The 26,948-nt window shown below is 44.7% G+C and carries 24 protein-coding genes and 1 other annotated feature; of the genes, 18 read left to right on the top strand and 6 right to left on the bottom strand.

Features of this window, described 5'->3' with window-relative positions; translation table 11 throughout:
* Positions 1-39: 39 nt before the first annotated feature.
* The 3 genes from Q0785_RS05660 to Q0785_RS05650 all read left to right on the top strand — a co-directional run bounded on the left by Q0785_RS05660 (position 40) and on the right by Q0785_RS05650 (position 3,429).
* On the top strand, positions 40-939 hold the full coding sequence (locus Q0785_RS05660) for a fumarylacetoacetate hydrolase family protein (RefSeq protein ID WP_298826828.1): 900 nt from the start codon (positions 40-42) through the stop codon (positions 937-939).
* Positions 940-1,007: 68 nt separating this feature from the next.
* Positions 1,008-1,379, top strand: a complete 372-nt coding sequence (locus Q0785_RS05655) for a YisL family protein (RefSeq protein ID WP_223633969.1) — start codon at positions 1,008-1,010, stop codon at positions 1,377-1,379.
* A gap of 586 nt (positions 1,380-1,965) precedes the next feature.
* On the top strand, positions 1,966-3,429 hold the full coding sequence (locus Q0785_RS05650) for an alpha-amylase family glycosyl hydrolase (RefSeq protein ID WP_298826823.1): 1,464 nt from the start codon (positions 1,966-1,968) through the stop codon (positions 3,427-3,429).
* Positions 3,430-3,494: 65 nt separating this feature from the next.
* On the opposite strand, the gene Q0785_RS05645 is transcribed toward Q0785_RS05650, so the two are convergent.
* The 3 genes from Q0785_RS05645 to Q0785_RS05635 are packed head-to-tail and all read right to left on the bottom strand — an operon-like array spanning position 3,495 to position 6,521.
* Positions 3,495-4,829 carry a CoA-disulfide reductase gene (locus Q0785_RS05645; protein ID WP_298826820.1) on the bottom strand — a complete coding sequence of 445 codons (1,335 nt, stop codon included), beginning with the start codon at positions 4,827-4,829 and terminating at the stop codon, positions 3,495-3,497.
* A 14-nt stretch (positions 4,830-4,843) separates the two neighbouring features.
* On the bottom strand, positions 4,844-5,695 hold the full coding sequence (locus tag Q0785_RS05640) for a DegV family protein (RefSeq protein ID WP_298826815.1): 852 nt from the start codon (positions 5,693-5,695) through the stop codon (positions 4,844-4,846).
* 19 nt (positions 5,696-5,714) lie between these two features.
* On the bottom strand, positions 5,715-6,521 hold the full coding sequence (locus Q0785_RS05635) for a Cof-type HAD-IIB family hydrolase (protein WP_298826810.1): 807 nt from the start codon (positions 6,519-6,521) through the stop codon (positions 5,715-5,717).
* Between the two features lie 212 nt (positions 6,522-6,733).
* Between Q0785_RS05635 and Q0785_RS05630 the strand changes: the two genes are divergently transcribed.
* The 3 genes from Q0785_RS05630 to Q0785_RS05620 all read left to right on the top strand — a co-directional run bounded on the left by Q0785_RS05630 (position 6,734) and on the right by Q0785_RS05620 (position 10,177).
* Positions 6,734-7,501: a prolyl oligopeptidase family serine peptidase gene (locus tag Q0785_RS05630; protein WP_298826806.1), complete on the top strand. Its 768-nt coding sequence runs from the start codon at positions 6,734-6,736 to the stop codon at positions 7,499-7,501.
* Between the two features lie 67 nt (positions 7,502-7,568).
* Positions 7,569-7,877: a metal-sulfur cluster assembly factor gene (locus Q0785_RS05625; protein ID WP_223633952.1), complete on the top strand. Its 309-nt coding sequence runs from the start codon at positions 7,569-7,571 to the stop codon at positions 7,875-7,877.
* Positions 7,878-8,035: 158 nt separating this feature from the next.
* Complete coding sequence (locus tag Q0785_RS05620; protein WP_298826799.1) at positions 8,036-10,177, top strand: AAA family ATPase; 2,142 nt, start codon at positions 8,036-8,038, stop codon at positions 10,175-10,177.
* 32 nt (positions 10,178-10,209) lie between these two features.
* Here Q0785_RS05620 and Q0785_RS05615 read toward each other — a convergent pair whose 3' ends face one another.
* Complete coding sequence (locus tag Q0785_RS05615) at positions 10,210-10,395, bottom strand: YjzD family protein (RefSeq protein WP_223633946.1); 186 nt, start codon at positions 10,393-10,395, stop codon at positions 10,210-10,212.
* A gap of 186 nt (positions 10,396-10,581) precedes the next feature.
* On the opposite strand from Q0785_RS05615, the gene Q0785_RS05610 reads away from it, so the two are divergent.
* From Q0785_RS05610 to opp4A, 7 genes are all read left to right on the top strand, one after another.
* Positions 10,582-11,520: a beta-ketoacyl-ACP synthase III gene (locus Q0785_RS05610; RefSeq protein ID WP_298826795.1), complete on the top strand. Its 939-nt coding sequence runs from the start codon at positions 10,582-10,584 to the stop codon at positions 11,518-11,520.
* Between the two features lie 27 nt (positions 11,521-11,547).
* Positions 11,548-12,783, top strand: a complete 1,236-nt coding sequence (gene fabF, locus Q0785_RS05605) for a beta-ketoacyl-ACP synthase II (RefSeq protein WP_223633942.1) — start codon at positions 11,548-11,550, stop codon at positions 12,781-12,783.
* A 568-nt stretch (positions 12,784-13,351) separates the two neighbouring features.
* Complete coding sequence (locus Q0785_RS05600; RefSeq protein WP_298826788.1) at positions 13,352-14,368, top strand: ABC transporter ATP-binding protein; 1,017 nt, start codon at positions 13,352-13,354, stop codon at positions 14,366-14,368.
* Positions 14,355-15,290: an ATP-binding cassette domain-containing protein gene (locus Q0785_RS05595; RefSeq protein ID WP_298826785.1), complete on the top strand. Its 936-nt coding sequence runs from the start codon at positions 14,355-14,357 to the stop codon at positions 15,288-15,290. Before Q0785_RS05600 ends, Q0785_RS05595 begins: the two co-directional genes overlap by 14 nt.
* A gap of 5 nt (positions 15,291-15,295) precedes the next feature.
* A complete protein-coding gene (gene opp4B / locus Q0785_RS05590; RefSeq protein WP_298826782.1) occupies positions 15,296-16,258 on the top strand; it encodes an oligopeptide ABC transporter permease in 963 nt (320 codons plus the stop codon).
* A 25-nt stretch (positions 16,259-16,283) separates the two neighbouring features.
* Positions 16,284-17,195, top strand: coding sequence for an ABC transporter permease (locus Q0785_RS05585; protein ID WP_223633936.1), 912 nt, complete (start codon positions 16,284-16,286; stop codon positions 17,193-17,195).
* A gap of 118 nt (positions 17,196-17,313) precedes the next feature.
* Positions 17,314-19,137, top strand: coding sequence for an oligopeptide ABC transporter substrate-binding protein (opp4A, locus tag Q0785_RS05580; protein WP_298826774.1), 1,824 nt, complete (start codon positions 17,314-17,316; stop codon positions 19,135-19,137).
* A gap of 44 nt (positions 19,138-19,181) precedes the next feature.
* On the opposite strand, the gene trpS is transcribed toward opp4A, so the two are convergent.
* Together trpS and Q0785_RS05570 are read right to left on the bottom strand one after the other, a co-directional pair.
* Entirely contained in the window at positions 19,182-20,171 is a 990-nt protein-coding gene (gene trpS, locus Q0785_RS05575) for a tryptophan--tRNA ligase (RefSeq protein WP_298826771.1), read from the bottom strand.
* A 46-nt stretch (positions 20,172-20,217) separates the two neighbouring features.
* Positions 20,218-20,430: a binding site (T-box leader), on the bottom strand.
* A 43-nt stretch (positions 20,431-20,473) separates the two neighbouring features.
* Positions 20,474-20,824, bottom strand: coding sequence for a DUF3899 domain-containing protein (locus Q0785_RS05570; protein ID WP_298826768.1), 351 nt, complete (start codon positions 20,822-20,824; stop codon positions 20,474-20,476).
* Positions 20,825-21,058: 234 nt separating this feature from the next.
* On the opposite strand from Q0785_RS05570, the gene Q0785_RS05565 reads away from it, so the two are divergent.
* From Q0785_RS05565 to Q0785_RS05545, 5 genes are all read left to right on the top strand, one after another.
* Positions 21,059-22,762, top strand: a complete 1,704-nt coding sequence (locus Q0785_RS05565; protein WP_298826765.1) for a peptide ABC transporter substrate-binding protein — start codon at positions 21,059-21,061, stop codon at positions 22,760-22,762.
* Between the two features lie 185 nt (positions 22,763-22,947).
* The gene (gene opp3b, locus Q0785_RS05560) at positions 22,948-23,883 is read left to right on the top strand and encodes an oligopeptide ABC transporter permease (protein WP_298826762.1); all 936 of its coding nucleotides are present in this window, start codon (positions 22,948-22,950) and stop codon (positions 23,881-23,883) included.
* On the top strand, positions 23,883-24,911 hold the full coding sequence (gene opp3C / locus Q0785_RS05555) for an oligopeptide ABC transporter permease (protein WP_298826759.1): 1,029 nt from the start codon (positions 23,883-23,885) through the stop codon (positions 24,909-24,911). Before opp3b ends, opp3C begins: the two co-directional genes overlap by 1 nt.
* A 15-nt stretch (positions 24,912-24,926) precedes the next feature.
* Positions 24,927-25,982 carry an ABC transporter ATP-binding protein gene (locus tag Q0785_RS05550; protein WP_298826756.1) on the top strand — a complete coding sequence of 352 codons (1,056 nt, stop codon included), beginning with the start codon at positions 24,927-24,929 and terminating at the stop codon, positions 25,980-25,982.
* Positions 25,982-26,920, top strand: coding sequence for an ABC transporter ATP-binding protein (locus tag Q0785_RS05545; protein ID WP_298826753.1), 939 nt, complete (start codon positions 25,982-25,984; stop codon positions 26,918-26,920). Before Q0785_RS05550 ends, Q0785_RS05545 begins: the two co-directional genes overlap by 1 nt.
* Positions 26,921-26,948: the final 28 nt, after the last annotated feature.

Raw genomic sequence — 26,948 nt, 5'->3', positions numbered from 1 at the left:
GTATAATGAATTCAATCAAAGAAAAGGAGTGTTTGACGAATGAAGCTGTTATCATTTCGCTACGAAGGAAAAGAAGGATTTGGACCGAAAGTTAAGAAGGAAGAAGCTGTATGGGATCTGATTGCCATTCAACAGCAATTGCAGGTCTTACCCGAGTTTCCTGAGAAATTGGTGGAAGGAATTCCGCAAGGCATGGAATTTGTTGAACAAATTCGTAAATTGACGGAAGCTGCTGTCCAATCTGACCGCTCTAAAGAATTCAAACACTCTTTTTCAGAAATTGAATGGTTAGCTCCCATTTCAAGAACACCCAAAAATATTATCTGCATCGGAAAGAATTATGCAGACCATGCAAAAGAAATGGGCAGTGAAGCTCCTGTAGATCTAGTGGTATTCACGAAGTCGCCTACTTGCATTTCTGCAGATGGTGAGACCGTTTCTGTCCATGCTGATTTAACCGATTCCTATGATTATGAAGGGGAACTTGCTGTTATCATTGGAAAAGCAGGGCATAAGATCCCGAAACAAATGGCCTATGACTATGTTTTCGGTTATACGATCGCCAATGATTTGACTGCCCGCGATATACAGGACAAGCATCAACAGTATTTCCTTGGGAAAAGCTTCCCGGGTTCATGTCCTTTAGGGCCCTACATCGTCACCAAAGACGAAATTCCACAGTCGCAGAATTTGTCGATCGTCACAAAAGTGAATGATGAAGTTCGCCAGAATGGCAATACAGAAAACATGATCCGCCGTGTGGACGAACTTGTAGCGGAAGTCTCGAAGTATGTGGCATTGGAGCCCGGTGATGTTCTGCTGACCGGAACTCCAGCTGGAGTCGGTAAAGGCTTCAATCCGCCGAAATTCCTGAAAGCGGGAGACACCGTCAAAGTCTCAATCGAATCGATCGGAACGCTCGTCACACATTTGTCATAAGATCTGAGCCCTTTTACTCGTCCGGTTTGTGATAAACTGGAAAGGACTTTATTAGAAGAGGTGAGATTTTGGACATTTTTACACAAACTACACATTTGCACATCACTACATGGGTCGTAGCCGTCATTTTATTCCTAGTTGCAGCATTCATGCAGCGTGACAGCAAAGGCCGCAAGATCCTTCACATGGTCTTGAGATTGTTCTACATTTTGATCATCATCACTGGCCTTACTTTATTCATCGAATGGTCTTCATCAGATCCGATGGTATACGGCATCAAATTCCTATTGGGTATATTGACGATTGGAATGATGGAAATGGTTTTGGTCCGTTCGAAAAAACAAAAACCGGTTACGATGTTCTGGGCATTGTTTGCATTGTTCTTGTTTGCAACGATGTTTGTCGGATTCATGTTGCCGATCGGTTTGGATTTCTTTTAATGAAAGCAGGGCAGATGCATCCAGCATCTGCCTTTTTTCATTTTTTGTACACGTTGACGGCTGCTTCTGCTTTTCTTATTGTCCAGACTCCAACGCCCAGCTCTTCGGGTCATAAGCCAGCCCAGCTGTGCGGCTGAAAACATGCCACTTCGCCGGTCTGTCTTATGCCCGTCAGAGCTCCACGGGCGCTTCCGCTTTTCTAAGTGTCCAGCTACAGCGATCAGCCCCTCGGGGTCATAAGTCACGTCGACTGTGCGGCAAAAATACGCCGCTTCGTCAACGCGCCTTATGCCTGTCGGGTCTTAACGATCGCTTTCGCTTTTCTTAGTTGTCCAGACTCCAGCAGCCAGCCCCTCGAGTCGCTTCAGCCTTACCAGAAATGGCAAAGAGCGCCATTCCCGGCAAGGCTTCCAGCGCTTGTCGGGGCTAAACGGCTGCTTCCGCTTTTCTTTAGGTTTTCACAGTTTAGACGAAACTCCGGGAAGTCGTTGTCGTTTCGCTAACTTAACATGGCGGCGGTAGCCTGAGTTTGATAAAATTAACCGGGTGGAACGCAATAACAACCTCATTGAAGGAGGATTTTAGATTGAAGGCAAAATGGATTTCAAGCATATTAGCAAGTGTGCTATTACTGACAATGGTTAATCCGGTATCTGCTCAGGAAGAGTTTGAACTTAAAGATGAACTCATCTATGATACGCTGGTTGATCGTTATTTCAACAAAAAGATCGACAATGATTACGAAGTAAATGCCTTAGACCCAGCCGCTTTTAATGGTGGCGATTTTGATGGGATGGCAAGCGAAATTCTATTCGTAAAAGAAATGGGCTTTACTGCTCTTTCAATAGGACCAGTGTTTTCGACAGCTACATACGATGGAAAAAGAGTATTGGACTATACGGAGTTTGAACGCCATTTTGGAACCGAAGAGGAGTTCAACGAATTGGTGGCTGAGATCCATGACCAGGATATGAAAGTGATAGTGGATATCCCTACGCAGCAGGTGAGTGAAAACCATGTGTGGGCAGCTCAGAATCCAGAATGGTTCATAAAAAATGAAGACGGCAGCCTGGCGCTGGATACTGCAAATCCGGAAGTTCAGGAAGCTCTGATTTCCACATTCACGGATTTCAGTGACACCTATCAGGTTGATGGTTTCCGGCTGCAGAATTCAGATCAATTGGATCCTGCATTTATCAGTGGTTTTTCTGAAGCCATTAAAGACGTTCGGGACAGCTACATCTTAAGCGATCAGGAAATGGAAGAGACGCCTGGATTGGATGCAGTGGTTCTTCCGGGTGTAGAAGAAACGCTGCGTGATGCCTATAAGAATTTTGACCAGGACTTAACAGGCGTTTCTGCTTTAATGGGCGAGAGCGAAGGAAAACTGATTCAGGTCGACTCCATATTCGGTTCGCGGTTTACAGCGGATATTGTGGACGTTAACGGATTTCCGCCAACCCGCTGGACGTTGTTATTGACTCAATTATTGACGATGCCCGGTATTCCAGTCATTCAGTATGGTTCGGAATCAGCGATGAATGGAACGGAATTGCCTGAATCGCATCAAATTCTGGATATGGCGGTAGACAAAGAATTGGTTGACCATATCACGGATTTGACTTCATTGCGCAATTCATCTGAAGCTTTGCGGACAGGGGAATTGGAAGTCCTGCATGATGAAGATGGCTGGCTTGTCTACAAGCGTTCAAATGACGAAGAAACATGGGTCATCGCGATCAATGACTCTTCTTCGACAAAGAACATCAACTTGTCTGCTGAAGCCATTGGGGATGGAAAGGAATTACGTGGTCTATTTGAAAGCGATATTATCCGCCAGGAAGACAATGGGGATTATCGGGTGACGCAGGACCGTGAAATAGCGGAAGTGTTCCATGTGACTGAAGAAACAAAGCTCAACTCGGCTTATATTGCGACCCTTGCTATCATGTATGTCGTCTTCATGCTGTTCCTTTGGATTGTTTGGCGCAAAGGCAAACAACGAAAAGCAGATGCAGCAAAACAAAGAGCCAATGAAAAAACTGTCTAATCGTTTGGACAATAAAACAGGAAGAGAAAGCAATATGCTTTTCTCTTCCTGTTTTTAATTTGGCATCATTTATTGATGGCCTTATAGCCAATCATATTGATTGGATCTTTTGGTGAAGAATAGGGAGGAGCATAACAAAGCTCCAGTGCCTGTAAGTCGTCGACGGTCAAGCCGCCGTATATGGCTGTAACAATAACATCGATTCGCTTATCGACGCCTTTGCCACCGATGCACTGCGCTCCGAGGATCTTTCGGGTCTGTGGATCGTAATGGACCTTTAAGGTGATTTTGGAATGCTCAGGGTAATAGCCGGCATTCGAGTTGCCCGTATGGGTTACTGAAGCGGCTGGCAGGTTCTTGTCTTTGATCGCCTGCTCGTTTAACCCCGTCATGGCAGCGGTCAACGAGAAGATTTTCAATACTGAAGTGCCAAGCAACCCTTTTTTCGCTATTTTGTCCCCGATCAGGTGCCGCGCTGCGATAAATGCCTGACGATGCGCTGGAGAGGCGAGAGGAACTCTCTTCGGATCTCCCGTCACCATATCAAAATTCTCCGAAGCATCACCGATTGCGTAAATCGAAGGGTCGTTTGTCTGCATATATTCATTGGTTCGGATGCCGCCGGTTTCACCGATGTCCAGTCCGGCTTTGACGGCCAGTTTGGTGTTGGGCCTCAATCCGATGCTCATGATAATGAAATCGGCTTGCAGTTCAATGCCGTTCGTCAACGTGATGTTTTTGCCTTCGGACTTTTCAATCGCAGTTCCAGTAAGCAGCTTAACGCCTTGGAGTGCCAATTCTTTCTCGATGATCAGGGACATATCGAGATCTAATATAGACATGATGGCAGGGGATTTATGCACCAGCGTAACATCTAAGCCGAGGTTTTTCAGATTTTCGGCCATTTCAAGACCAATAAAACCGCCACCTGAAACCACACAGGTTTTCGGTTGTTGAGTTTTGATGAATTGGTCTATTCGCTGCATATCTTCATAATTGCGCAAAGTGAAAACCTTTGAAGTATCCAATCCTTCGACTTCAGGAACGATGGCAGAACCCCCTGGAGCAAGGATCAAGGCGTCGTAGGGTTCACTGAATTGTTCATCGGTTTCCATATTGTGAACCAGCACTGTTTTAGCTTGTCTATCGATTTCCATCACTTCATGGCGCAATTTAACGTCGACATCGCGCTTTTTCTTAAATTGCTCAGGGTCCGTCATGATGATCGAACGTTCGTCTTCAATTACATTGCCGATGACGTACGGTGTTCCACATGCCGCATACGACATCGTAGAATCACGGTCGAACACAGTGATGCGTGCCTCGGAGTCATAGAATCGGATTTGGCCAGCGGCTGTTGCTCCGCCGCCCACTGCGCCTACGATGACTATTTTCTTCACAGTCTGATCAGCTCCTAGTTGATTTTATTGAAGAAGAATAATGCTAAAGTTCCAGGTCCGGTATGTGCTGCGATAACAGAACCGATCATATGGACTTCAATCTTCTGCGGATGGAAGTTCTCCTCGATTTCCTGTTTCAGGACATTGGCGAACTCTTCGTCATCGCCATGGCTGATGGCAACTGTTTGCTGATCTAATTGGGTGCCGCGTTCTTTCATCAATTCGATCATCCGCTTGATGACTTTCTTGCGTCCGCGGAGTTTTTCAATCGGCACCAATTTGCCATCCTCCACATGAAGCAATGGTTTGATGTTCAATAAGCCGCCAACAAACGCACTGCCTTTGGAGATGCGTCCGCCTTTGGCCATATAATCCAGGTCTTCAACAGTAAAGAGGCTTTCCAGGTGGTCGGCCATAAAACTGGTTTTCTCAATGATTTTTTCCAATGGCTGTCCTGTGGCTCGCATGGCTGCAGCTTCTTTTACGATCAATCCGTAGCCCAACGAAGCGGCTTTCGAATCCAGTATCGTCAACTTCAGGTCGGGGTATTCTTCGCGTACTTGATCCGCTACCATCACAGCTGTACTGTAAGTACCGGAAAGTTCAGAAGAGAAAGCGATGTAATAGCCCTCATCGCCGTCCTTTGCCAGCTTCTCAAAAGAAGACAGCATTTCCTCGGGTGAAACCTGGGATGTTTTTGGATGGTTGCCTGCACGGATTGTATCAAATACTTTAATGGACTGAATGCCGCGTATATCTTCGTAGTCCTGGTCTCCGATATGGACACGGAGCGGAAACAAAACGACGTCTTCTTTTTCAAAAAAGTCTTTTGGCAGATCTGATGCGCTGTCAGCGAATAGTCTCATAGTGAACTCCCCTTTTGATTTATAGTTTCAATCGGTCGATCAGCAGTTCGGCAATGCCGTCGTCATTATTAGTTAAGGTAATTTCATCGGCAATATTTTTCAAAGGATCGATTGCATTGCCCATAGCCACCCCGACTCCGGCAAAGTCGATCATTTCGAGATCATTGTCCTCATCTCCGAACGCAATGATGTTTTCCCGTGAAATTCCAAGGGATTTGGAGACGCGGTCCAGCCCGACAGCTTTGCTCATGCCGCTTTTAACGATTTCGATGACATGCCAAGGAGCTCCCCAGCGGCGATGGTCGATCACTTCAGCATGAACCGAAGACAGATGGTCGTGAATTTCCTGGACCCGTTCATAAGGCGCATGGATTAAAATGGACGTTGGATCTGTCTTCAAGTAATTGCGCAAGTCGCCTGTGGTGATAGTAGGATCGCCGAATCGGAAAATATCCATCAGCTTTTCATCATGATGATGAACATAGACATCATCCAATACTTCAGCCACAATATTGTGGAAATCGTAATCATGCATCGATTCCACTACTTCGTGGACGACATCCAATCCGATTGGTGTATGGTGCATCCCCCAATGTTGATTTTGGGGATGGTGGACAAATGCTCCGTTAAAGTTAACGATAGGTGTTGTCAAGCCCAATTCCCTGTAATAAGTTTCACTGGAACGATATGGCCGGCCAGTAGCGATCATTACCTGGTGCCCTGCTTCAAGTGCTTTATTTAAAGTCAGTTTCGTTTTAGGTGAAATGACTTTTTGGTCTGTTAATAATGTTCCATCCAAATCAAGAACAATCAAATGTTGCTTCATAAATAGCCGACTCCTTTCTATATATTACTAGTGTAGCGATAATACAAGGGTTTCGTCAAAAAATCTTGAGGAAATCAAAATACTTTAGTCCTGCTTTAATAGCCATATGAAGATAAATAATCGGCTTTTGATTGAATTTTCCGTTAAGTGGACTTGTGTTTGCTGGATACTGTGAAGATTGATAGGATTACTAATGAAGGAAGTGATTTTACATGAAAGTCCAAAGACAAGTATGGGGGCATGTCCCGTTGCTTCACATAACTCCGGAGCGAAAAGTGGAGACCGCATTGCCGACGGTTGTTTTTTTTCATGGCCATATGAGTGCCAAAGAGCATAATTTGCATTATGCGTACCAATTGGCTGAAAAAGGGCTACGGGTGATTTTGCCGGATGCACATCTCCACGGGGAACGAAGTGAGGGATTGGATGATGTCCAAATCAGCTTGCGGTTTTGGGAAATCGTACTGACCTCAATTGAAGAATTGGCCTTTCTGCATAAAGAAATACATAAGCAAGGTCTGGCAGTTGGAGAACCGGGAGTAGGCGGCACGTCTATGGGGGGCATTACGACCATGGGCGCGTTGACAGTTTATCCTTGGATCAAAGCTGCTGCGATTATGATGGGGGCAGGAAATTATGTGGAACTGGCTCAAGCGCAGATGGCTCAATATGAATCGAGAGGCTTTCAATTGCCGATAAGCGCAGAAGAACGTGAAAAGATGCTTTCGACATTAGCTGTTTTTGACAGCAGCCATCACATGGAGAATTTCAATGGCCGCCCAATCTACTTCTGGCACGGAGAGCAGGATGTTACGGTACCGTTTGAACCGACGCATCGGCTCTTTAAAGAGTTGAAGAAACAGTATGAAGCTGTGCCAGAGAACATCGTCTTCAAACGGGAAAGAGAAGCGGGCCACGCTGTGAGCCGCAACGGCATGCTGGAAGCAACAGAATGGCTTGCCCGCCATCTGGTACAATAAGCGTGTAGATTTCATTTTCGTAGAAAGTTTGTTAAGATGGTACTAATAGTAAAGGGAGGGATTCTGAATGGATCAAGATATGAAAGACAGCATGATGGGTGCCTTAGAAACAGTTATCGACCCTGAATTGGGCGTCGATATTGTCAATCTGGGCCTTGTATACGATGTAATGGTGACAGAAGACGGATTTGCGGTTGTGACAATGACATTGACATCAATGGGATGCCCAATGGGACCTCAAATCGTAGAAATGGTCAAAAATGCTTTGTATGAATTGCCTGAAGTGGAAGAAGTCGATGTTAAAATCGTATGGACACCAGTGTGGGGCAAAGATCATATGTCTCGTTACGCAAAAATGGCGCTTGGCGTCAGATAATCGATACAGCAAAAGCCTTTCCAGGATATTTCTGGGAAGGCTTTTTTCTTTTTTATAAAAGCAGTAAATTCAAGTCTATAATAATTGCTAATTCCAGAAAAAATGATTATAATTTAATTAGTCAAAGATAGTCAAACTAATTGGAAGGTGTGGTTTTTATGGTTCAATTCCCAAATAGCACAGAACAAAAATCCCCGTTGGAACAGTTTGGCCGCAATATGGTGGAACAAGCACAATCAGGGAAGATGGATCCGGTCATCGGCCGGGATCAGGAAATTCGGAATGTTATCCGGATCCTATCACGGAAAACGAAAAACAACCCGGTTTTGATCGGGGAGCCGGGTGTCGGAAAAACGGCGATTGTCGAAGGGCTGGCGCAGCGCATCGTCCGCAACGACGTTCCGGAAGGGTTGAAAAACAGGACCATTTACGAACTCGATATGAGTGCGTTGATTGCCGGGGCCAAGTACCGAGGAGAATTTGAGGAACGCTTGAAAGGCGTTTTAAAGCAAGTTAAAGACAGTGAAGGCCAGATTATCCTGTTCATCGATGAAATCCATACCATTGTTGGAGCGGGTAAAACTGAAGGAGCTATGGACGCGGGAAATATGCTGAAGCCGATGCTCGCACGGGGGGAATTGTACTGTATCGGAGCGACCACATTGGACGAGTACCGCATGCATATCGAAAAAGACCCTGCCCTGGAGCGCCGCTTCCAACAGGTGATGGTTCGTGAGCCTTCAGTAGAAGATACGGTTTCCATTTTACGCGGTTTGAAGGAACGCTTTGAATTGCACCATGCTGTCCGTATCCATGACCGGGCGATTGTAGCTGCTGCTGCCATGTCGGACCGTTATATAACTGAGCGCTTTTTACCGGATAAAGCCATCGATTTGATTGATGAGGCTTGTGCGATGATCCGTACGGAAATCGATTCGATGCCACAGGAGCTCGATGAAGTGACACGACGCCTCATGCAGCTTGAAATCGAAGAACAGGCTTTGATGAAAGAAAAAGATGCTGCAAGCAAAACACGGCTGGAAACTTTACGCGAAGAAATCAAAGAGCTGAGGGATTCTTCCGCTGATATGAAGAACCAATGGACCGAAGAAAAAGAATCCTTGAAAAAAATTCAGGAAAAGCGCGAGCAATTGGATCAATACCGCCGCCAGTTGGAAGATGCGGAAAACCGCTATGACTTGAATGCCGCAGCTGTTCTGCAGCATGGCAAGATTCCTGAATTGGAAAAAGAGCTGATGGCACTCGAAGCCAATCTTGAAAAAGACGGCACAGAACGTTTGCTGCGTGAAGAAGTAACTGAAGAAGAAATCGCTGGAATTGTAGCGAGATGGACCGGTATTCCAGTAACGAAACTGGTGGAAGGTGAGCGGGAGAAACTATTGCGCTTGGGCGAAACCTTGAAGGAGCGGGTAATCGGCCAGGATCAAGCAGTCGAACTGGTCACTGAAGCGGTGTGGAGAGCACGTGCGGGCATCAAGGATGAGCGGAAGCCGATCGGTTCATTCATTTTCCTCGGACCAACAGGCGTCGGTAAAACAGAATTGGCCAAGTCATTGGCAGCCAACCTGTTTGATTCGGAAGACCACTTCATCCGGATTGACATGTCTGAGTACATGGAAAAACACAGTGTATCCCGTTTGGTCGGTGCGCCTCCCGGATATATCGGCTACGAAGAAGGCGGCCAGCTGACAGAAGCGGTGCGCCGCAATCCGTATTCAGTTGTCTTACTTGATGAAATTGAAAAAGCGCATCCGGATGTCGCCAATATCCTGCTGCAGATCCTGGATGATGGGCGAATCACCGACAGCCAGGGACGCTTAGTCAACTTCTCGAATACAGTAGTAATCATGACTTCAAATATTGGATCTGCCTATATCAGCGATACCAGCAATGAACATGATATCGAAGACATTGTCATGAGTGAATTGCGCAGACACTTCAAACCTGAGCTGTTGAACCGCATCGATGATATCGTCATTTTCCATGCGCTCAATAATACACATTTCTACGGTATTGCCAAGAAAATGATAGCTGAACTGGCAGCGCGCATCAGCCAGCAGCAAATCAAGTTAACTGTAGATGATTCAGTCATCAATTATATTGTAGAAGCAGGAACCGATCCGGTGTTCGGAGCCCGTCCATTGAAACGGTTTATCCAGCGCAATATCGAAACGAATATTGCCCGTGAATTGATCAAAGGTGGGATTGTCGCCAATATGGAACTGGAACTGACCATGGATGACAACAAGCAGATCGTCATCAACAAAAAAGAAGCGTAAACCGGAACTCCGGTTTACGCTTCTTTTTTGTATTAATGCTTTTCAGGAGCAGGTTCGTTAGGAATAACTGCTGCCATAACGAAGATCAGGATTGAAACTCCGACTGAAATGTAAACGCCGATCATGAAATCGAAAGGCACGTTTTGCACTGCACTTACCACATAGTTGACCAATGAAATCAAAAAGAATGACCATAAGAACGTTCCAATATATTGCATCTAGTTTCACCTCTACATAGAATAACTAGATTAATCATAGCATAAGGTGTAACAGACAGAAAGAAAGATTCCAGAGAAAGAAGATTTTTTGTCGGAAATATGTCAGTTAGTTGAAATAAGCGTGTAGATGACGTATTATTAACACCAGGTACTAATATATGATGATAATCGAAATGAGGGATATAAATGAATGCTGGAATAATCGGTATGGGCAGATGTTTGCCTGAAGATATATTGACGAACTTTCAATTAGAGCAGCGCATGGATACAAGTGACGAATGGATTCGTACGATGACAGGCATTGAAGAACGCCGAATTGCAAAAGACGATCAGGATACTTCCGACATGGCACGCGAAGCTGCACAAAAAGCGATTGAAGATGCTGGTATTGATCCGGCTGAAATTGGCTTGATTTTAGTGGCGACTGTGACACCGGACCAGCCTTTCCCATCAATGGCTTGTGTGATTCAGCAGGAGATCGGTGCTGTCAATGCTGCCGCCATGGATATCTCAGCTGCATGTGCAGGATTCATGTATGGAGTCATTACCGCAAAACAATTCATCGATTCCGATGTTTATAAATATGTGCTTGTTGTTGGCGTTGAGAAATTGTCGAAGATCACCAACTGGGAAGACCGTAATACAGCTGTCCTTTTCGGAGATGGTGCAGGAGCTGCAGTAATCGGAAAAGTTTCAGAAGGCAGGGGGATTCTATCTTTTGAACTCGGAGCCGATGGTACTGGAGGCAAACATCTTTTCCAGGACGAGAAAGACCATTTACAGATGAACGGCAGAGAAGTGTTCAAGTTCGCTGTACGACAAATGGGCGAATCAGCAATAAACGTTATCGAAAAAGCGGGCTTACAAAAAGAAGATGTTGATTTTCTGATTCCGCATCAAGCGAATATCCGCATTATGGAGGCTTCCAGGGAACGTCTGGGTCTGCCGCTTGAAAAGATGTCGAAAACAATTCATAAATATGGCAACACTTCAGCAGCAACAATTCCGATTTCCCTTGTCGAAGACATCGAAGAAGGCCGCGTAAAAGATGATGATGTCATCGTCATGGTCGGTTTCGGGGGTGGCTTGACTTGGGGAGCAATTGCTATGAAGTGGGGCAAATAATCAGGTATGCGAAAGGAAGAAGATAGAATGGAAAATCGCCGTGTAGTTATTACAGGAATGGGTGCAGTAACGCCATTGGGAAATAATATTGAAACGACATGGGAAGCTGTAAAGAGCGGCAAGTCCGGTGTCGGTCCTTTAACCAGGCTGGATGCAGATTTGTATTCAGCGAAAATCGCAGCAGAAGTGAATGATTTTTCGATAGAAGATTATATTGAAAAGAAAGATGCCCGGAAAATGGACCGTTTCACGCATTATGCGTTGGCTGCTTCCATCATGGCAATGAAAGATGCGGCTCTTGAATTGGACGATAAGACGGCTTTGCGGACAGGAGTATGGATCGGTTCAGGCATCGGCGGCATGGAGACCATCGAAAATCAGATGAATGTACTGAATACAAGAGGTGTCCGACGCATCAGCCCATTCTTGATTCCGATGATTATTCCGGACATGGCATCAGGCCAGGTATCGATCTACTTTGGCGCCAAAGCCATCAACTCCTGCTCGGTAACTGCCTGTGCTTCAGGGACAAACTCGATTGGTGACGCTTTTAAAGTCATTCAGCGCGGAGATGCAGATGTTATGATCTCTGGCGGAGCGGAAGCGCCGATCACGCAATTGTCCGTGGCTGGATTTACAGCGAACACAGCATTGACGACAAATCCGGATGCAGCTACAGCTTCCCGCCCGTTCGACAAAAACCGTGATGGCTTCGTCATCGGTGAAGGAGCAGGAATCGTCATCCTTGAAGAATATGAACATGCAAAAGCACGAGGTGCTAAAATATATGCGGAAGTTGTCGGTTATGGTTCTACTGGCGACGCCCATCACATTACAGCCCCTGCTGAAGGCGGAGAAGGCGCGGCTCGCGCAATGGCGCAAGCCCTAGCAGATGCAGGTGTTGAAACGACGGAAATTGGCTACATCAATGCCCATGGAACAAGTACACCGTATAATGATTTATACGAAACAATGGCTGTTAAAACGGTATTCGGTGAACATGCCTATAAATTAGGCATGAGTTCGACAAAATCCATGACCGGCCATTTGCTTGGCGCTGCCGGCGGAGTTGAAGCGATTTTCACAGCTTTGGCGCTGCAGGAAGGGATCATGCCTCCGACGACTAATTACGAAACGCCTGATGAAGAATGTGATTTGGATTATGTTCCAAACGAAGCGCGTAAAGCAGATCTCAACTTTGCAATGAGCAATTCATTGGGATTCGGCGGACATAACGCTTCACTCGTATTCAAGAAAGTTTAAAATGACCTGAACAAAAAAGGCAATCCGCAACTTACTGCGGATTGTTTTTTTTTATGCTCTACCTGTGTAAATTCAGAAAATAAGCACATTATTTCAAAAAAATTGAAAAAATTTTCCGATTACTTTAAACATTATGGTATTGTAAAAGACAGATGTAATAATATTTAACTAATTAGGGTGCTGATTCAATTTATGTGAACATTATGAACTACCTCTGCACATTGAAAAAATTTTCATTCTTTCTGGATTATAGCTCAGCTAGTTGTGCAGAGGTGCCAAGGTTTGAATTGGAGGCCAGTCATTCCAATCAATATTTCAAATAAGACGATTATTCACAAAATTAAAAATAATATTGTCTTTGTAATCTTATTGTAATAAAATTAATATTAGAAGCTGCTGACCAATTAAACTATTGAATTGCCAGCAATTCTTTTGAGGAAGAACCAAAGTCGACCTTTGCAATGTTTTTTTTGATGTAATAAATCTGAATGTTGAAAACTTTTCCGATAAAGATATCAGCTGCAACGAGGAGTAACTATAGAACAGCTTCATTTAGAGGAGGATAAATGTGAATGATGTTTTGCTGAATATCAAAAATTTAAAAACATCTTTTAGAATTAAGGACGATTATTACGCTGCGGTCGACGATGTTTCATTAACAGTTAGAAAAAATGAAGTGTTGGCAATCGTAGGCGAATCAGGTTCCGGAAAAAGTGCATTTGCATTTTCGATTATGGGACTTCATACAAGAGCCAAAATTGAAGGAGAGATAGATTATAAAGGCATCAACCTTGCAAAGGCAAGTGCCAATCAAATGAAAAAATTGCGCGGCAATGAAATGGGGATGATTTTTCAGGACGCCCTTTCAGCGCTGAATCCTTTGATGGTCGTGGGTGCACAGATTGATGAAGCGATTTTACTGCACAATCCTAAAAGTTCCAAGAGCCTGCGGAAAAAACAAGTCATCAATTTATTGAACCAAGTGGGCATTCCCCGTCCTGAGAAAACGTATGACCAGTATCCCCACGAACTATCGGGAGGAATGCGCCAGCGCATTGTCATCGCCATGGCGATTTCAAACCAGCCAGAATTGCTGATTGCCGACGAACCGACAACGGCGCTAGATGTGACCATTCAATCGCAGATTCTCGATTTGATCAAAGAACTGAAAGAAACCATTCATGCCGGCATCATCCTGATCACCCATGATTTAGGGGTAGTGGCGGAAATGGCCGATAGAGTGGCAGTCATGTATGCAGGGCAGATTGTAGAGATCGCTGATGTTTATACCTTAATGGAAAATCCACAGCATCCGTATACACGTTCCCTCCTGAACTCCATCCCGACATTAAATGAAGTAAAAGAAGAGCTTCACGTAATACAGGGGGTAGTGCCATCGCTTCAGAACTTGCCGAGAACCGGATGCCGGTTCGCTGCAAGAATTCCTTGGATCGAAGAATCTGCGCATGAAGCTTCACCGGAACTCCATGAAATCAGTCCAGGGCATTATGTGCGGTGCACATGCTATAAGGACTTTTACTTCCCAGAACAAGCCGAGGAGGAGCGCAATTATGTCGCTAATTGAAGTTGAAAACCTGAAAGTCCATTTTCCCGTTCGTGGAGGCATCTTTCAGACAGTCAAAGACCATGTTCGTGCAGTAGATGGCGTCTCGTTTTCGATTGAACAGGGCCAGACTTATGGACTTGTAGGAGAATCAGGATCAGGGAAAACGACGACAGGCCGTGCGATTATTGGATTAAATGATATAACTTCAGGAAAAGTACTGTTTGAAGGCAAGGATTTGTCGACCATAGACAAAAAAGAATATATAGATGTCCGAAAAGATATACAGATGATCTTCCAGGATCCATTTTCCTCACTGAACCCGAAAAAACGAGTGGCGGACATTGTGGCAGAACCGCTTCGCAATTACGAAAACCTGTCTGCTAAAGAAGAGCGGATCCGCGTTCAGGAGCTAATGGAATTGGTCGGACTGAGCCCTGAAGCCATTTACAAATATCCACACGAATTTTCCGGAGGCCAGCGTCAGCGCATCGGGATTGCCCGGGCAATTGCACTGAACCCGAAATTGATTATCGCTGATGAGCCTGTTTCTGCACTGGATGTTTCCGTGCAGGCTCAAGTTTTGAACTTCATGCGTGAAATTCAAAAAGAATTGAACTTAACGTATTTATTCATCAGCCATGATTTGGGCATCATCCGTCACATGTGCGATCACATCGGCATTATGTATAAAGGCCGTTATGTTGAACATGGTACATCCGAAGAGATTTTCACGAATCCACAGCATATTTACACGAAACGGCTGATTGCGGCAATTCCGGACAGCAATCCACGCAATCGGGAGATGCATTACGAAAACCGTAAGTTAGTGAAAGCTGAATATGACAAGCTGGAAAAAGACTTTTTTGATGAAGAAGGTTTGCCTTTCTCGTTAAAATCAATTTCAGCTACCCATCAAGTAGCGTTGCCTGAGAGAGGTTGAATGGTATGTGGAAATTAATTGTACGCAGAACACTTATAACGATTCCGCAAATTATTATTTTGAGTATTTTGGTATTCATATTAGCCCAGGCAATGCCTGGAGATGCCCTGACTGGTTTGATCGATCCGAACATCGACCCGGCGACGATCGAAGCGATGCGCGAACGCCTTGGTTTGAACAATCCATGGTATGTACAGTACTTCGATTGGATCAAGGGAGTGCTTCAAGGTGATTTCGGGCAGTCATTCCGCTTTAAGATGCCGGTTTCCGAGTTGATAGGCGACCGTATGATCAATACTTTGTGGTTATCATTAGCAACATTGATATTGACATACTTGATCGCGATTCCACTGGGCATCATCAGCGGCCGCTTCAACGACACGTGGTTGGACCGTATGATCACAGGATATACGTATATCGGCTTTGCAGCTCCATTATTCATTTTCGCTTTGGTTATGCTTTTCATTTTTGGGTTCCAGCTGGGCTGGTTCCCGACAAGCGGAAGTGTAGCTCCAGGTACCGAACCTGGAACTTTCGCCTATTTCATAAGCAAGCTGAATCATTTATTATTGCCGGCACTTTCCATGGCATTGATCACGACCGTTTCTACAGTCCAGTATTTGAGAAGTGAGATCATTGATACAAAACAAAAGGATTTTATCGTAACTGCCCGCGCTAAAGGTTCTTCTGAATCGCGTGTCTACAATCGCCACGTCTTGCGGAATTCCCTGCTTCCGATTGCAGCGTTCTTCGGCTATGAAATAACAGGATTGATTGGCGGAACTATTTTCATTGAAAATATTTTTGGCTATCCAGGAATGGGTGAATTATTCCTTTCTTCCATCAGTCTGCGTGATTACAGCGTAATGACGGCGCTCGTCCTGTTATTTGGCCTAGCAGCGATCATCGGAGCATTATTATCCGATATCATCTTAAGTTTAGTTGATCCACGTATCCGGATTAAATAATAAATGACAATTTAGAGGTGTAAATATGAGAATTGACAAAGACAGTGGGACACAAATTCCGGATATGGATCTCGGTAAAAGCCCATCCGGATTTAGTATATTACTAAGAGAGCTGATACGGGACAAAGTAGCATTTGGCTCTCTCCTGTTCCTATTCTTGATCATTGCGGGTGTTTTCGGCACTTCGATCATCATGGATCAATCTGAGATCATAAAAGTCGACCTTTTTGCCCTATATGAGCCGCCTTCTGCTACTTATTGGCTGGGCACTGATTACGGGGGAAGAGATATCTTCGGCCAATTGATCATTGGAACACGCAATTCATTAGCCATCGGTTTTTTGGTCACGCTGTTAACGGGAATCATCGGTATTTTGGTCGGACTGATTTCGGGATATTACGGTGGTACGGTGGATAATATCTTTATGCGCTTTGTTGACTTTTTTATGGTTTTGCCGATTTTAATGATCGTTATCGCATTTGTAACAGCTGTACCTGGATATAGCATTCTATCTTTCTCGTTGATCATGACAGCATTTCTATGGATGGGTATTGCACGACTGATCCGTTCCAAGGCGCTGCAGGAAAAAGAATTGGATTATGTCAAAGCGTCCAAGACTTTAGGGACGTCCGATTTTAAAATCATGTTTTTCCAGGTGCTGCCAAATCTTAGTTCGATCATCATCGTGACGATGACGTTGAATTTGGCAGGCAATATCGGAATCGAATCCGGGCTGTCCTTCTTAGGATTCGGCTTCCCCGAATCGACTCCGAGTTTAGGGACCTTGATCAGTTATGCAAGAAATCCTCAAACACTGGAATTGCGATGGTGGATCTGGTTACCTGCATCAATCCTGATTTTTGTTTTGATGCTTAGTATAAATAATGTCGGGCAGGCTTTAAAACGCGCTACCGATGCCCGACAGCGCAGAGGGTAACAAAAAAGCAGGGGAAAAGGGGGAGTAGGGTTCTCGGTACCGGTAAGAAACAACTCTATTCAAGCACAACAGTAGTCCGGAAGAGCTTTATTCAAGAGAAAAGAGGAGGAAACAGAGAATGGTGAAAAACAAATGGACCAAATATTTAACCTTACCGATGTTGTCTTTTGTTTTGGTCTTGGCAGCATGTACTGGTGACGACACGTCTACAGAAGAAGGCGGCGGAGAAACAGATACTGACGGCGGACAGGAACTTGAAAATGGCGGCATGTATTCGATTGAAGATTTCAGCAATGTGAAAACGAATGAAGGCGAAGCCATTGATGGAGGAACCGTAACATTCGGTTTAGTATCGGACACGGTTTTTGAAGGGACATTAAACTGGAACTTCTATTCGGGTGCACCGGATGCAGAAATTCTGAATTGGTTTGATGAAGGGTTATTAACTTGGGACGAAAACTATGTGTACACAAATGATGGAGCAGCAACATATGAAGTTTCAGAAGATGGCCGTACGTTCACATTCACAATCGGCGATAATGTCAACTGGCATGATGGCGAACCGGTTACTGCGGAAGACTGGTTGTTTGCGCACGAAGTAATCGGCGATCCTGATTATGACGGCCCTCGCTACAACTCTGATTTCACAAACATTGAAGGAATGGAAGAGTATAACAGCGGAGCAGCTGATACGATTTCAGGTATTGAAGTCGTCGACGAAAAAACCTTGTCGATTACGTATATCGAGTCTACTCCTTCTTTATTGACAGGAAGCATCTGGTCTTATCCATTGGCTAAGCACATCTTCGGAGACATGGCAGTTGCGGATATTTCGTCTTCACCTGAAGTGCGTGAAAACCCAATCGGCTTTGGACCATTCAAAGTGGAAAGCATCGTACCTGGAGAGTCTGTCACGCTGACTAAAAACGAAGACTACTGGCGCGGTGAACCAAACCTTGATGGCGTAACCGTTAAAGTAATCAGCAGCTCAACAGTTGTACAGGAATTGGAAACCGGAGGCGTTGACTTGATCAGCGATTTCCCTGTAGATCAATTCCCGGATAATGCTGAGATGTCAAACGTTGAATATCTAGGAGCGATTGATCGCGCCTACACGTATATCGGCTTTAAACTTGGAACATGGGATGCAGAAAACAATCGTGTGGATTATAATCCCGAAGCGAAAATGGGCGATGTAGAACTTCGCCAGGCAATGTGGCATGCAGTGGATAACGCTGCAGTCGGTGAACGTTTCTATAATGGGTTGCGTTGGAATGCGACAACTTTGATTCCGCCATCCCATCCTGAATTCCATGACGATACGAATGAAGGCAGAACGTACGATCCGGAAGTAGCGAATCAGCTTTTGGATGATGCTGGATACGTGGACACTGATGATGACGGTATCCGTGAAGACCCAGAAGGAAATCCGTTGGAAATCAATTTCATCTCGATGACTGGCGGCGACACAGCCGAACCTTTGGCACAATACTATGTGCAATCTTGGGAAGCTGTCGGCTTGAAAGTCAACCTTGAAATGCTTGAATTCAACTCATTCTACGATCGTGTAGGTAACGGTGGAGAAGACGATCCGAATGTCGATGTTTATCAGGCAGCTTGGGGAGTTGGTATTGACGTAGATCCTTCAGGGCTATACGGCGCTGATGCACTGTACAACTTCGCACGCTGGGAAAATGAAGAAAATACACGTCTTCTAGAAGCAGGACGTTCAGAAGAAGCATTTGACCTTGCCTACCGCCAGGATATCTACAACGAATGGCAGCAATTGATGGTAGATGAGGTGCCGGTATTCCCTACGTTATACCGAGCAGTTCTGAGCCCGGTCAACGACCGAGTATTGAATTACGCAATCGGTGATGGCACTGGTGTTTACTTGTCAGACCTTGCTGTAAATCAAGAGTCACCAGTTACTGCAGAATAATAACCAAAGAAAAAGGAGCTGCGATTTTGCAGCTCCTTTTTTGTTTATTTTCTTTTACGCCCAAGACCCATGGCGTTTTCCATTTTCTTTAAGGTTTTGTTGGCCAGGTGATTGGCTTTTTCAGCTCCGGCATCAAGGATTTTGTCCAATTCCTCAGAGTTCAGAAGCGCAGCGTAGCGTTCCTGGATCGGCGCCAAATGTTCGGTGACGGCTTTGGCAACGGAAGCTTTGAAATCACCGTATCCGGAGCCTTCGTATTTGGCGACCAGGCTGTCGATGCTTTCACCGGTCAAGGCCGCTTCGATGGTCAACAGGTTTGCGACACCAGGCTTGTTGGCCGGATCGTAGCTGACCACGCCTTCAGAATCGGTTACAGCGCTCTTGATTTTCTTTTCGATCGTTTTCAGGTCATCCAATAACGTGATGATCGCTTTCTTATTGGTATCAGATTTACTCATTTTTTTCGATGGGTCCTGAAGCGACATGATGCGCGCGCCATTTTTAGGGACGCGGATGTCCGGAATCGTAAAGATATCGTTGTACTTCCGGTTGAATCGTTCGGCCAGATCGCGTGTCAGTTCGATATGCTGTTTCTGGTCGTCTCCAACTGGTACGATGTCTGTCTGATATAAAAGGATATCGGCTGCCATCAATGGGGGATAAGTCAGCAATCCAGCAAGAACAGAAGCATTTTTAGCAGATTTGTCTTTGTACTGGGTCATCCGCTCAAGTTCGCCGATGGTCGAAACGCATTGCAGCATCCATCCAGCCTGGGCGTGCGCCGGAACTTCCGATTGGATGAACAGGGTGACTTTCTCGGGATCGATTCCGACAGCCAGATAGAGGGCTGCTAAAGCACGGATGTTTTTCCGGAGCTCCAAACGGTCTTGCGGCATCGTGATGGCATGTTGGTCAACGATGCAGAAGATGCAGTCATACTCATCCTGCAGGTCCGTAAATTGCTTGAATGCTCCTATGTAATTTCCGAGTGTTACCGTACCGGTAGGCTGAACGCCTGAAAAGATTTTCTTCATCAATATTCCTCCTCAAAGTAAAAAACACAGCACACATCCCTTAAAAAAAAGGGACGAATGATGTGTTTTCCGCGGTACCACCCTAGTTGCCGTCGCCGGCCACTCTTCTTCATAACGTGAAGAACACGGAACCGGCTACTTGTTCGTTCACCGCTTCAGCTCAAAAGTCCATTCAATGCAGCACTTCATCTGTTTCCACCAACCACAGACTCTCTTTATAGAAGGAACTGCATTTACTCTTCTTTTTCATCGCTCATAATATGTCCTATTAGTATAATACATAAGCGTTTCGGGAAGCAATACTAGAGGTTATAAATCACCAGGCAAATCCCCATGATCAGCAAAGTGACAGCTCCTGTAATGAGCAGGAGCGAGCTGGAAAAACCTAAAGCTTCGGAAGGCGGCCGCATTTCTTCATCTTCCAGTGTGGACTTCATCTTAAATGCCTTTCTCACACTGATTGTGAATATATCAAACACACCTGTCCGCACCACAAAAACCCACAATCCGAAAAATAGCAAGATCCCGCCGTAAACAAATGAATTATTAATATAAGCCAGCAGGGACAAGTCATCTGTCCGGAAAAATATTGTGATAAAGATCAAAACTTGGATAATTCCTAAAGATAAAACGATTTTCTTCAAACTTCGCACCTCGATTCTTATCAATTGTAGAAGAAGTTAAAAAAAAAATCAAAAAATTCTTCATTTATCTTAGACGCCGAAAACGCTTACAAATCCAATATTCTAGCGGATTCGTGTAATGTGAATGTAACGCAATTGTTACAAGAGTGTAAAAATTTCCAAAAAAAGTGCTGTACAAGAAAAAAATATTATGTATAATTAGCCTTGTACCAATTTTTCAGAAAATTCGAGGGGGTCAATTTAGTGAGAAACAGCAAGATTTTTTGGCTATTAAGCCTAGTTTTAGTCCTAAGTGCTTTTCTAGCGGCATGTGGCGGCGGAGACGATACTGACACTAGTACTGAAACTACAGACGGCACGGAAGGTACAGAACCAGCTGGGGATTTAGACTCAGAGCAAGTCCTTAACTTGATGGAAAGCGCTGAAATTCCAACTATGGATATTTCATTAGCTGAGGATGCAGTCGCATTCAACATTTTCAATAATGTTAATGAAGGCCTATTCCGTTTAAATCAAGAAAACATTGCTGAACCTGCACTTGCTGAAGGCGAGCCTGAAGTCAGTGAAGACGGTTTGACTTACACATTCAAATTGCGCGACTCTAACTGGTCAGATGGAACACCGGTTACTGCCAACGATTTCGTATACTCTTGGCAACGTTCAATTGATCCTGCTACAGGTTCTCCATACGGAGCTTACATGATGGCTGGTTCGATTGTTAATGCTACTGAAATTGCTGCAGGAGACATGGAGCCGACTGAACTTGGAGTTACTGCTGTAGACGACAACACTCTTGAAGTGCAACTTGAGCGTCCAGTACCTTATTTCATGTCATTAATGTCTTTCCCAACTTTCTACCCACAGAACGAAGCTTTCGTAACTGAAAAAGGTGACGCTTATGCTTCTAACTCTGAAAACTTGATTTTTAACGGACCATTCACACTTACTGACTGGGACGGAACTGGCTTGACTTGGAAAATGCAGAAGAATCCTGAATACTGGGATGCTGAAACTGTTCAACTTGAGACAATTAATTGGGATGTTGTAAAAGAACCTGCTACTGCAGTCAACCTTTATAACTCTGGAGAAAAAGACCGCGCTGGTTTGAGCGGAGAATTTGCAAGACAATACGCAAATGACGAAAATTTGGTTACTGATTTGGAACCAACTGTTTTCTACTTCAAACTTAACCAAGAGCGTAACGGTGAAGCAAATGCTCTTTCAAACGTTAATATCCGTAAAGCAATTGCAAAAGGTTTCAACAAGCAAGATCTAGTGGACGTAGTTTTAGCTAACGGATCATTGCCTGCTACATTCTTAGTACCTACTGAATTTGCTTTCGATGAAAGCAATACAGACTTCCGTGATGTCAATGGAGACTTGATTGAGTTCAACGCTGAAGAAGCTGCGGAACTTTTCGCAACTGGTATGGAAGAATTGGGAGTGGAAGAAGTTACTCTTGAAATCCTAGGTGGAGACACTGAAACTGCTAAAAACATGGATGCTTACCTTAAAGAACAACTTGAAACAAATCTTGAAGGCTTGACGATCAACCTTAAAGCAGTTCCTTTCGGAGTTCGTTTAGAACTTGATGAAGCTCAGGACTACGACATCCAAACTGCTGGATGGGGACCAGATTACCAGGATCCTATGACGTTCATCGACTTGTTCGTGACTGGATCTGCTCAAAACAAAATGTCTTACTCAAATGAAGAGTATGATGCACTAGTTGAATCAGCTAAAGGCGAATTGGCAACAGATCCTGCTGCACGTTGGGAAGCAATGGCACAAGCTGAGAAAATCCTTCTTGAAGACGACGCTGCAATCGCGCCGATCTATCAGCGTGGCGCAATGGCACTTCAACAGCCTTACGTTAATGGCATCATCAAACACCCATTCGGTGGAGATTTCAGCTACAAGTGGGCATACATTTCGGGTAAAGAATAAGTTAAACCCGCTACTGTGAAAACAAAATAGAAAGAGAGTATATCGCATTTTAGGACGATATACTCTCTTTTCTAATGTAAAGGAATTAACCGAAAATTGACCATTTTCTGCTAACTTTTGAATGTTGCAGGTCCGCATTCCTATGCTAAGGACTTGTCAAATAGAATTAATTTTGGAGGTGCACTATGGCGAAATATATTGGCAAGCGTTTAATCTATATGGTGATCACTTTAGCGCTGATCGCTACTTTCACTTTTTTCCTTATGAAAATTTTACCAGGATCCCCCGTCGCTTCCGCAGATAAATTGTCTCCAGAACAAAGGGCAGTCGTAGAAGCCAGGTATGGATTGGATGAACCTCTTCCGGTTCAGTATTTCAATTATATGTTTGGCCTAGTGCAAGGCGACCTAGGAATTTCGATTAACCAATTCAAAGGAGCGGAAGTTACGGATGTCATTTTAAGCCGCCTTGGTCCTTCTGCTCAAATTGGTTTCCAGGGAATGGTGTTGGGAACTGTACTGGGAATCCTCTTGGGAATGATTGCCGCCCTAAGGCAGAATACCTGGGTTGATTACACCAGTACATTCGTAGCGATTGTCGGAATATCGATTCCTTCCTTCGTTTTCGCTTCTTTGCTGCAATATTGGTTTGGCTTGAAATGGGACTTGTTCCCAGTGGCCTTATGGAAGGACGGTTTCATGTCCAGTGTTCTGCCATCCATCGCGTTGGCTATGTTCCCACTTGCTACAGCAGCACGGTTTATCCGTACTGAAATGATTGAAGTACTCGGTTCAGACTATATTACGTTAGCGAAAGCTAAAGGAGCGAGTGGATCAGAAATTGCATTCAAGCATGCATTCCGTAATGCGTTGATCCCATTGATCACTGTTCTTGGGCCGATGGCTGTATCCATTCTTACAGGATCACTTGTAGTGGAACAGATTTTCGCAATTCCGGGTATCGGGGAACAATTCGTTAAATCGATTATCGTCAGTGATTTCTCCATCATCATGGGAACTACTATTTTCTTCTCGGTGTTCTTGATTGTGATCATCCTGCTGGTTGATATTCTGTATGGTGTCATTGATCCTCGTATCCGTCTTTCAGGAGGTAAAAGTTAATGACTCAAAAAATCGATAAAATTCCGGAACTGCCGAAAGGCTCGTTTGAGCGCATCACATTGGATGCCAATCAGGCAGAGCGCATCACCAAGCCGAGCGTCAACTTCTGGCAGGATGCGTGGTACCGTATCCGTAAAAACAAAGGTGCTTTGTTCAGCCTGATTTTATTTGGCTTAATCGTCATCATGTCATTTTTGGGGCCAATCATCAGCCCTTATGAGCCGAATGATCAAACAATCACTCATGCGAACCTGCCGCCGAAAATTCCAGTCATCGAAAATCTAGGAATTCTTGATGGAGTCGGAACTTTAGCCGGAGAGGAAGTCGACTTGTACGAAATGAAAAATGTGGAAGTCAATTATTGGTTTGGAACAGACGGCCTTGGCCGTGACATGTTCTCGCGTGTCTGGAAAGGAACTCAAGTATCCCTGTTCATTGCTTTCGTGGCTGCTGCAATCGATATGCTGATTGGAGTAATCTATGGAGGGATTTCCGGCTACTTTGGCGGACGCATTGATGACTTTATGCAGCGTATCGTTGAAATTCTGACAGGTATTCCTAACCTGGTAGTGGTAATCCTATTTATCCTCATCATGGATCCGGGGATACTCGCCATCATCATCGCCTTGACCATCACCGGATGGACGGGAATGTCCCGAGTCGTCCGGGGTCAGGTCCTTAAATATAAGAGCCAGGAGTTCGTATTGGCTGCCCGCACATTAGGTGCCAGTGACAGCCGCATCATCTGGAAGCATTTAATGCCGAACGTTCTAGGTGTAATCATCATCAATACGATGTTCACCATACCAAGTGCGATTTTCTTTGAAGCTTTCTTAAGCTTTATCGGACTGGGGCTGCAGGCACCGGATGCTTCGCTCGGGACATTGATTAACGATGGTTATGCATTGATTCAATTTGCACCGCATATTCTAGCATTCCCAGCCGTCTTGTTAAGTTTAATCATGATTGCATTCAACTTGATCGGTGATGGACTTCGTGATGCCCTCGATCCGAAGATGAAAGATTAAGGAGGAACGTTGATAATGGAGAAAATCTTACAAGTAAAAGACCTTGAGCTTTCTTTTAACACCCAAGCCGGGGAAGTTAAAGCGATACGAGGGGTTAACTTTGATCTATATAAAGGCGAAACTTTAGCGATTGTTGGAGAGTCGGGTTCAGGAAAATCTGTTACGACAAAATCCATCATGCGTTTGTTGCCTGAAAGTTCAGCTGAATTCAAAAGTGGTGAAATCCTTTTTGGCGGCCGTGATCTGACGAAGTTGAGCGATAAGGAAATGCAGAAGATCCGCGGAAAAGAAATTTCGATGATTTTCCAAGATCCGATGACTTCCTTGAATCCAACAATGCCGATTGGCCGTCAATTGACAGAACCTTTGTTGAAGCACCAGAAAATCAGCAAAACTGAAGCGAAAAAAGTAGCGATTGATTTGCTGCGGCTGGTCGGTATGCCGAAACCGGAATTGCGTATGAAACAATACCCACACCAATTCTCAGGCGGTCAGCGCCAGCGTATCGTTATTGCCATCTCACTTGCCTGCAATCCGAAAATCCTGATTGCAGATGAGCCGACTACTGCACTTGATGTTACCATTCAAGCACAAATTCTGGAATTGATGAAAGACTTACAGAAGAAAATAGATACATCCATCATATTCATCACACATGATCTAGGTGTCGTTGCAAACGTTGCAGATCGTGTAGCGGTGATGTACGGTGGGAAAATCGTTGAAATCGGCACTGTTGATGAAATCTTCTACAACCCACAGCATCCTTATACGTGGGGCTTGTTGAGTTCGATGCCGTCATTGGATACGGAAGATGCGAAATTGTATGCGATTCCTGGAACTCCTCCTGATCTATTGGACCCGCCGAAGGGCGATGCTTTTGCGCTTCGAAGTGAATATGCACTAAGCATTGATATGGAGCAAAATCCTCCATTCTTTAAAGTCAGTGATACCCATTCGGCTGCTACATGGTTATTGCATCCGGATGCGCCACAGGTGGAACCGCCTGTAACTGTCATTGAACGTATGAAGAAATTCCCGGGAAGCAGATATTATGAAGGGGGCGCGGTGTAATGGCTGAAAAATTACTGGAAATCAAAAATCTCAAACAGTATTTCAATATCGGTAAAGCAAATGAAGTCCGCGCGGTGGATGATATCAGCTTTGACATCTACAAAGGTGAAACTCTAGGATTGGTTGGCGAGTCGGGCTGTGGTAAATCCACAACCGGCCGCTCCATCATCCGTTTATATGATGCAACTGATGGCGATGTTTACTATGAAGGTGAAAATGTCCACGGTAAAAAGTCCAAGCAGGACTTGAAGAAATTCAACCGCAAAATGCAGATGATCTTCCAGGATCCGTATGCTTCATTGAACCAGCGCATGAAAGTGATGGATATTATTGCTGAAGGCATCGACATCCATGGCTTGGCAAAAAACCAGACAGAACGCAAAAAGATGGTCTATGATCTGCTGGAGACAGTCGGCTTGAACAAAGAGCACGCCAACCGTTATCCGCATGAGTTCTCAGGCGGTCAGCGCCAGCGTCTTGGAATCGCCCGTGCTTTGGCTGTAGATCCGGATTTCATCATCGCTGATGAGCCGATCTCTGCATTGGACGTTTCCATTCAAGCGCAGGTCGTCAATTTACTGAAAGAACTGCAAGAGGAAAAAGGATTGACTTTCTTGTTCATCGCCCATGACCTGTCGATGGTTAAATACATCTCAGACCGCATTGGTGTTATGTATTTCGGGAAGTTAGTGGAATTGGCTCCTGCTGAAGAATTGTACAATAACCCATTGCATCCTTATACGCAATCGTTGTTGTCGGCAATTCCGCTGCCGGATCCGAACTATGAGCGTAACCGGGTCCGTAAATCTTACGACCCTGCCGTTCATGACTATAATAAAGCTGATGATGTTCGGATGAGAGAAGTCAGTCCAGGTCATTTCGTACAATGCTCAGAACGTGAATTCGAATCCATTAAAGCGTCATCTTTGACCAAATGATAAAAGAACGATGTCCTTAGGGCATCGT

The organism is uncultured Planococcus sp. (assembly GCF_947501725.1).
Taxonomy (GTDB): domain Bacteria; phylum Bacillota; class Bacilli; order Bacillales_A; family Planococcaceae; genus Planococcus; species Planococcus donghaensis_C.
Note: the sequence above shows the minus strand (reverse complement) of the source record. Positions and strands in the feature narration are given on the sequence as shown.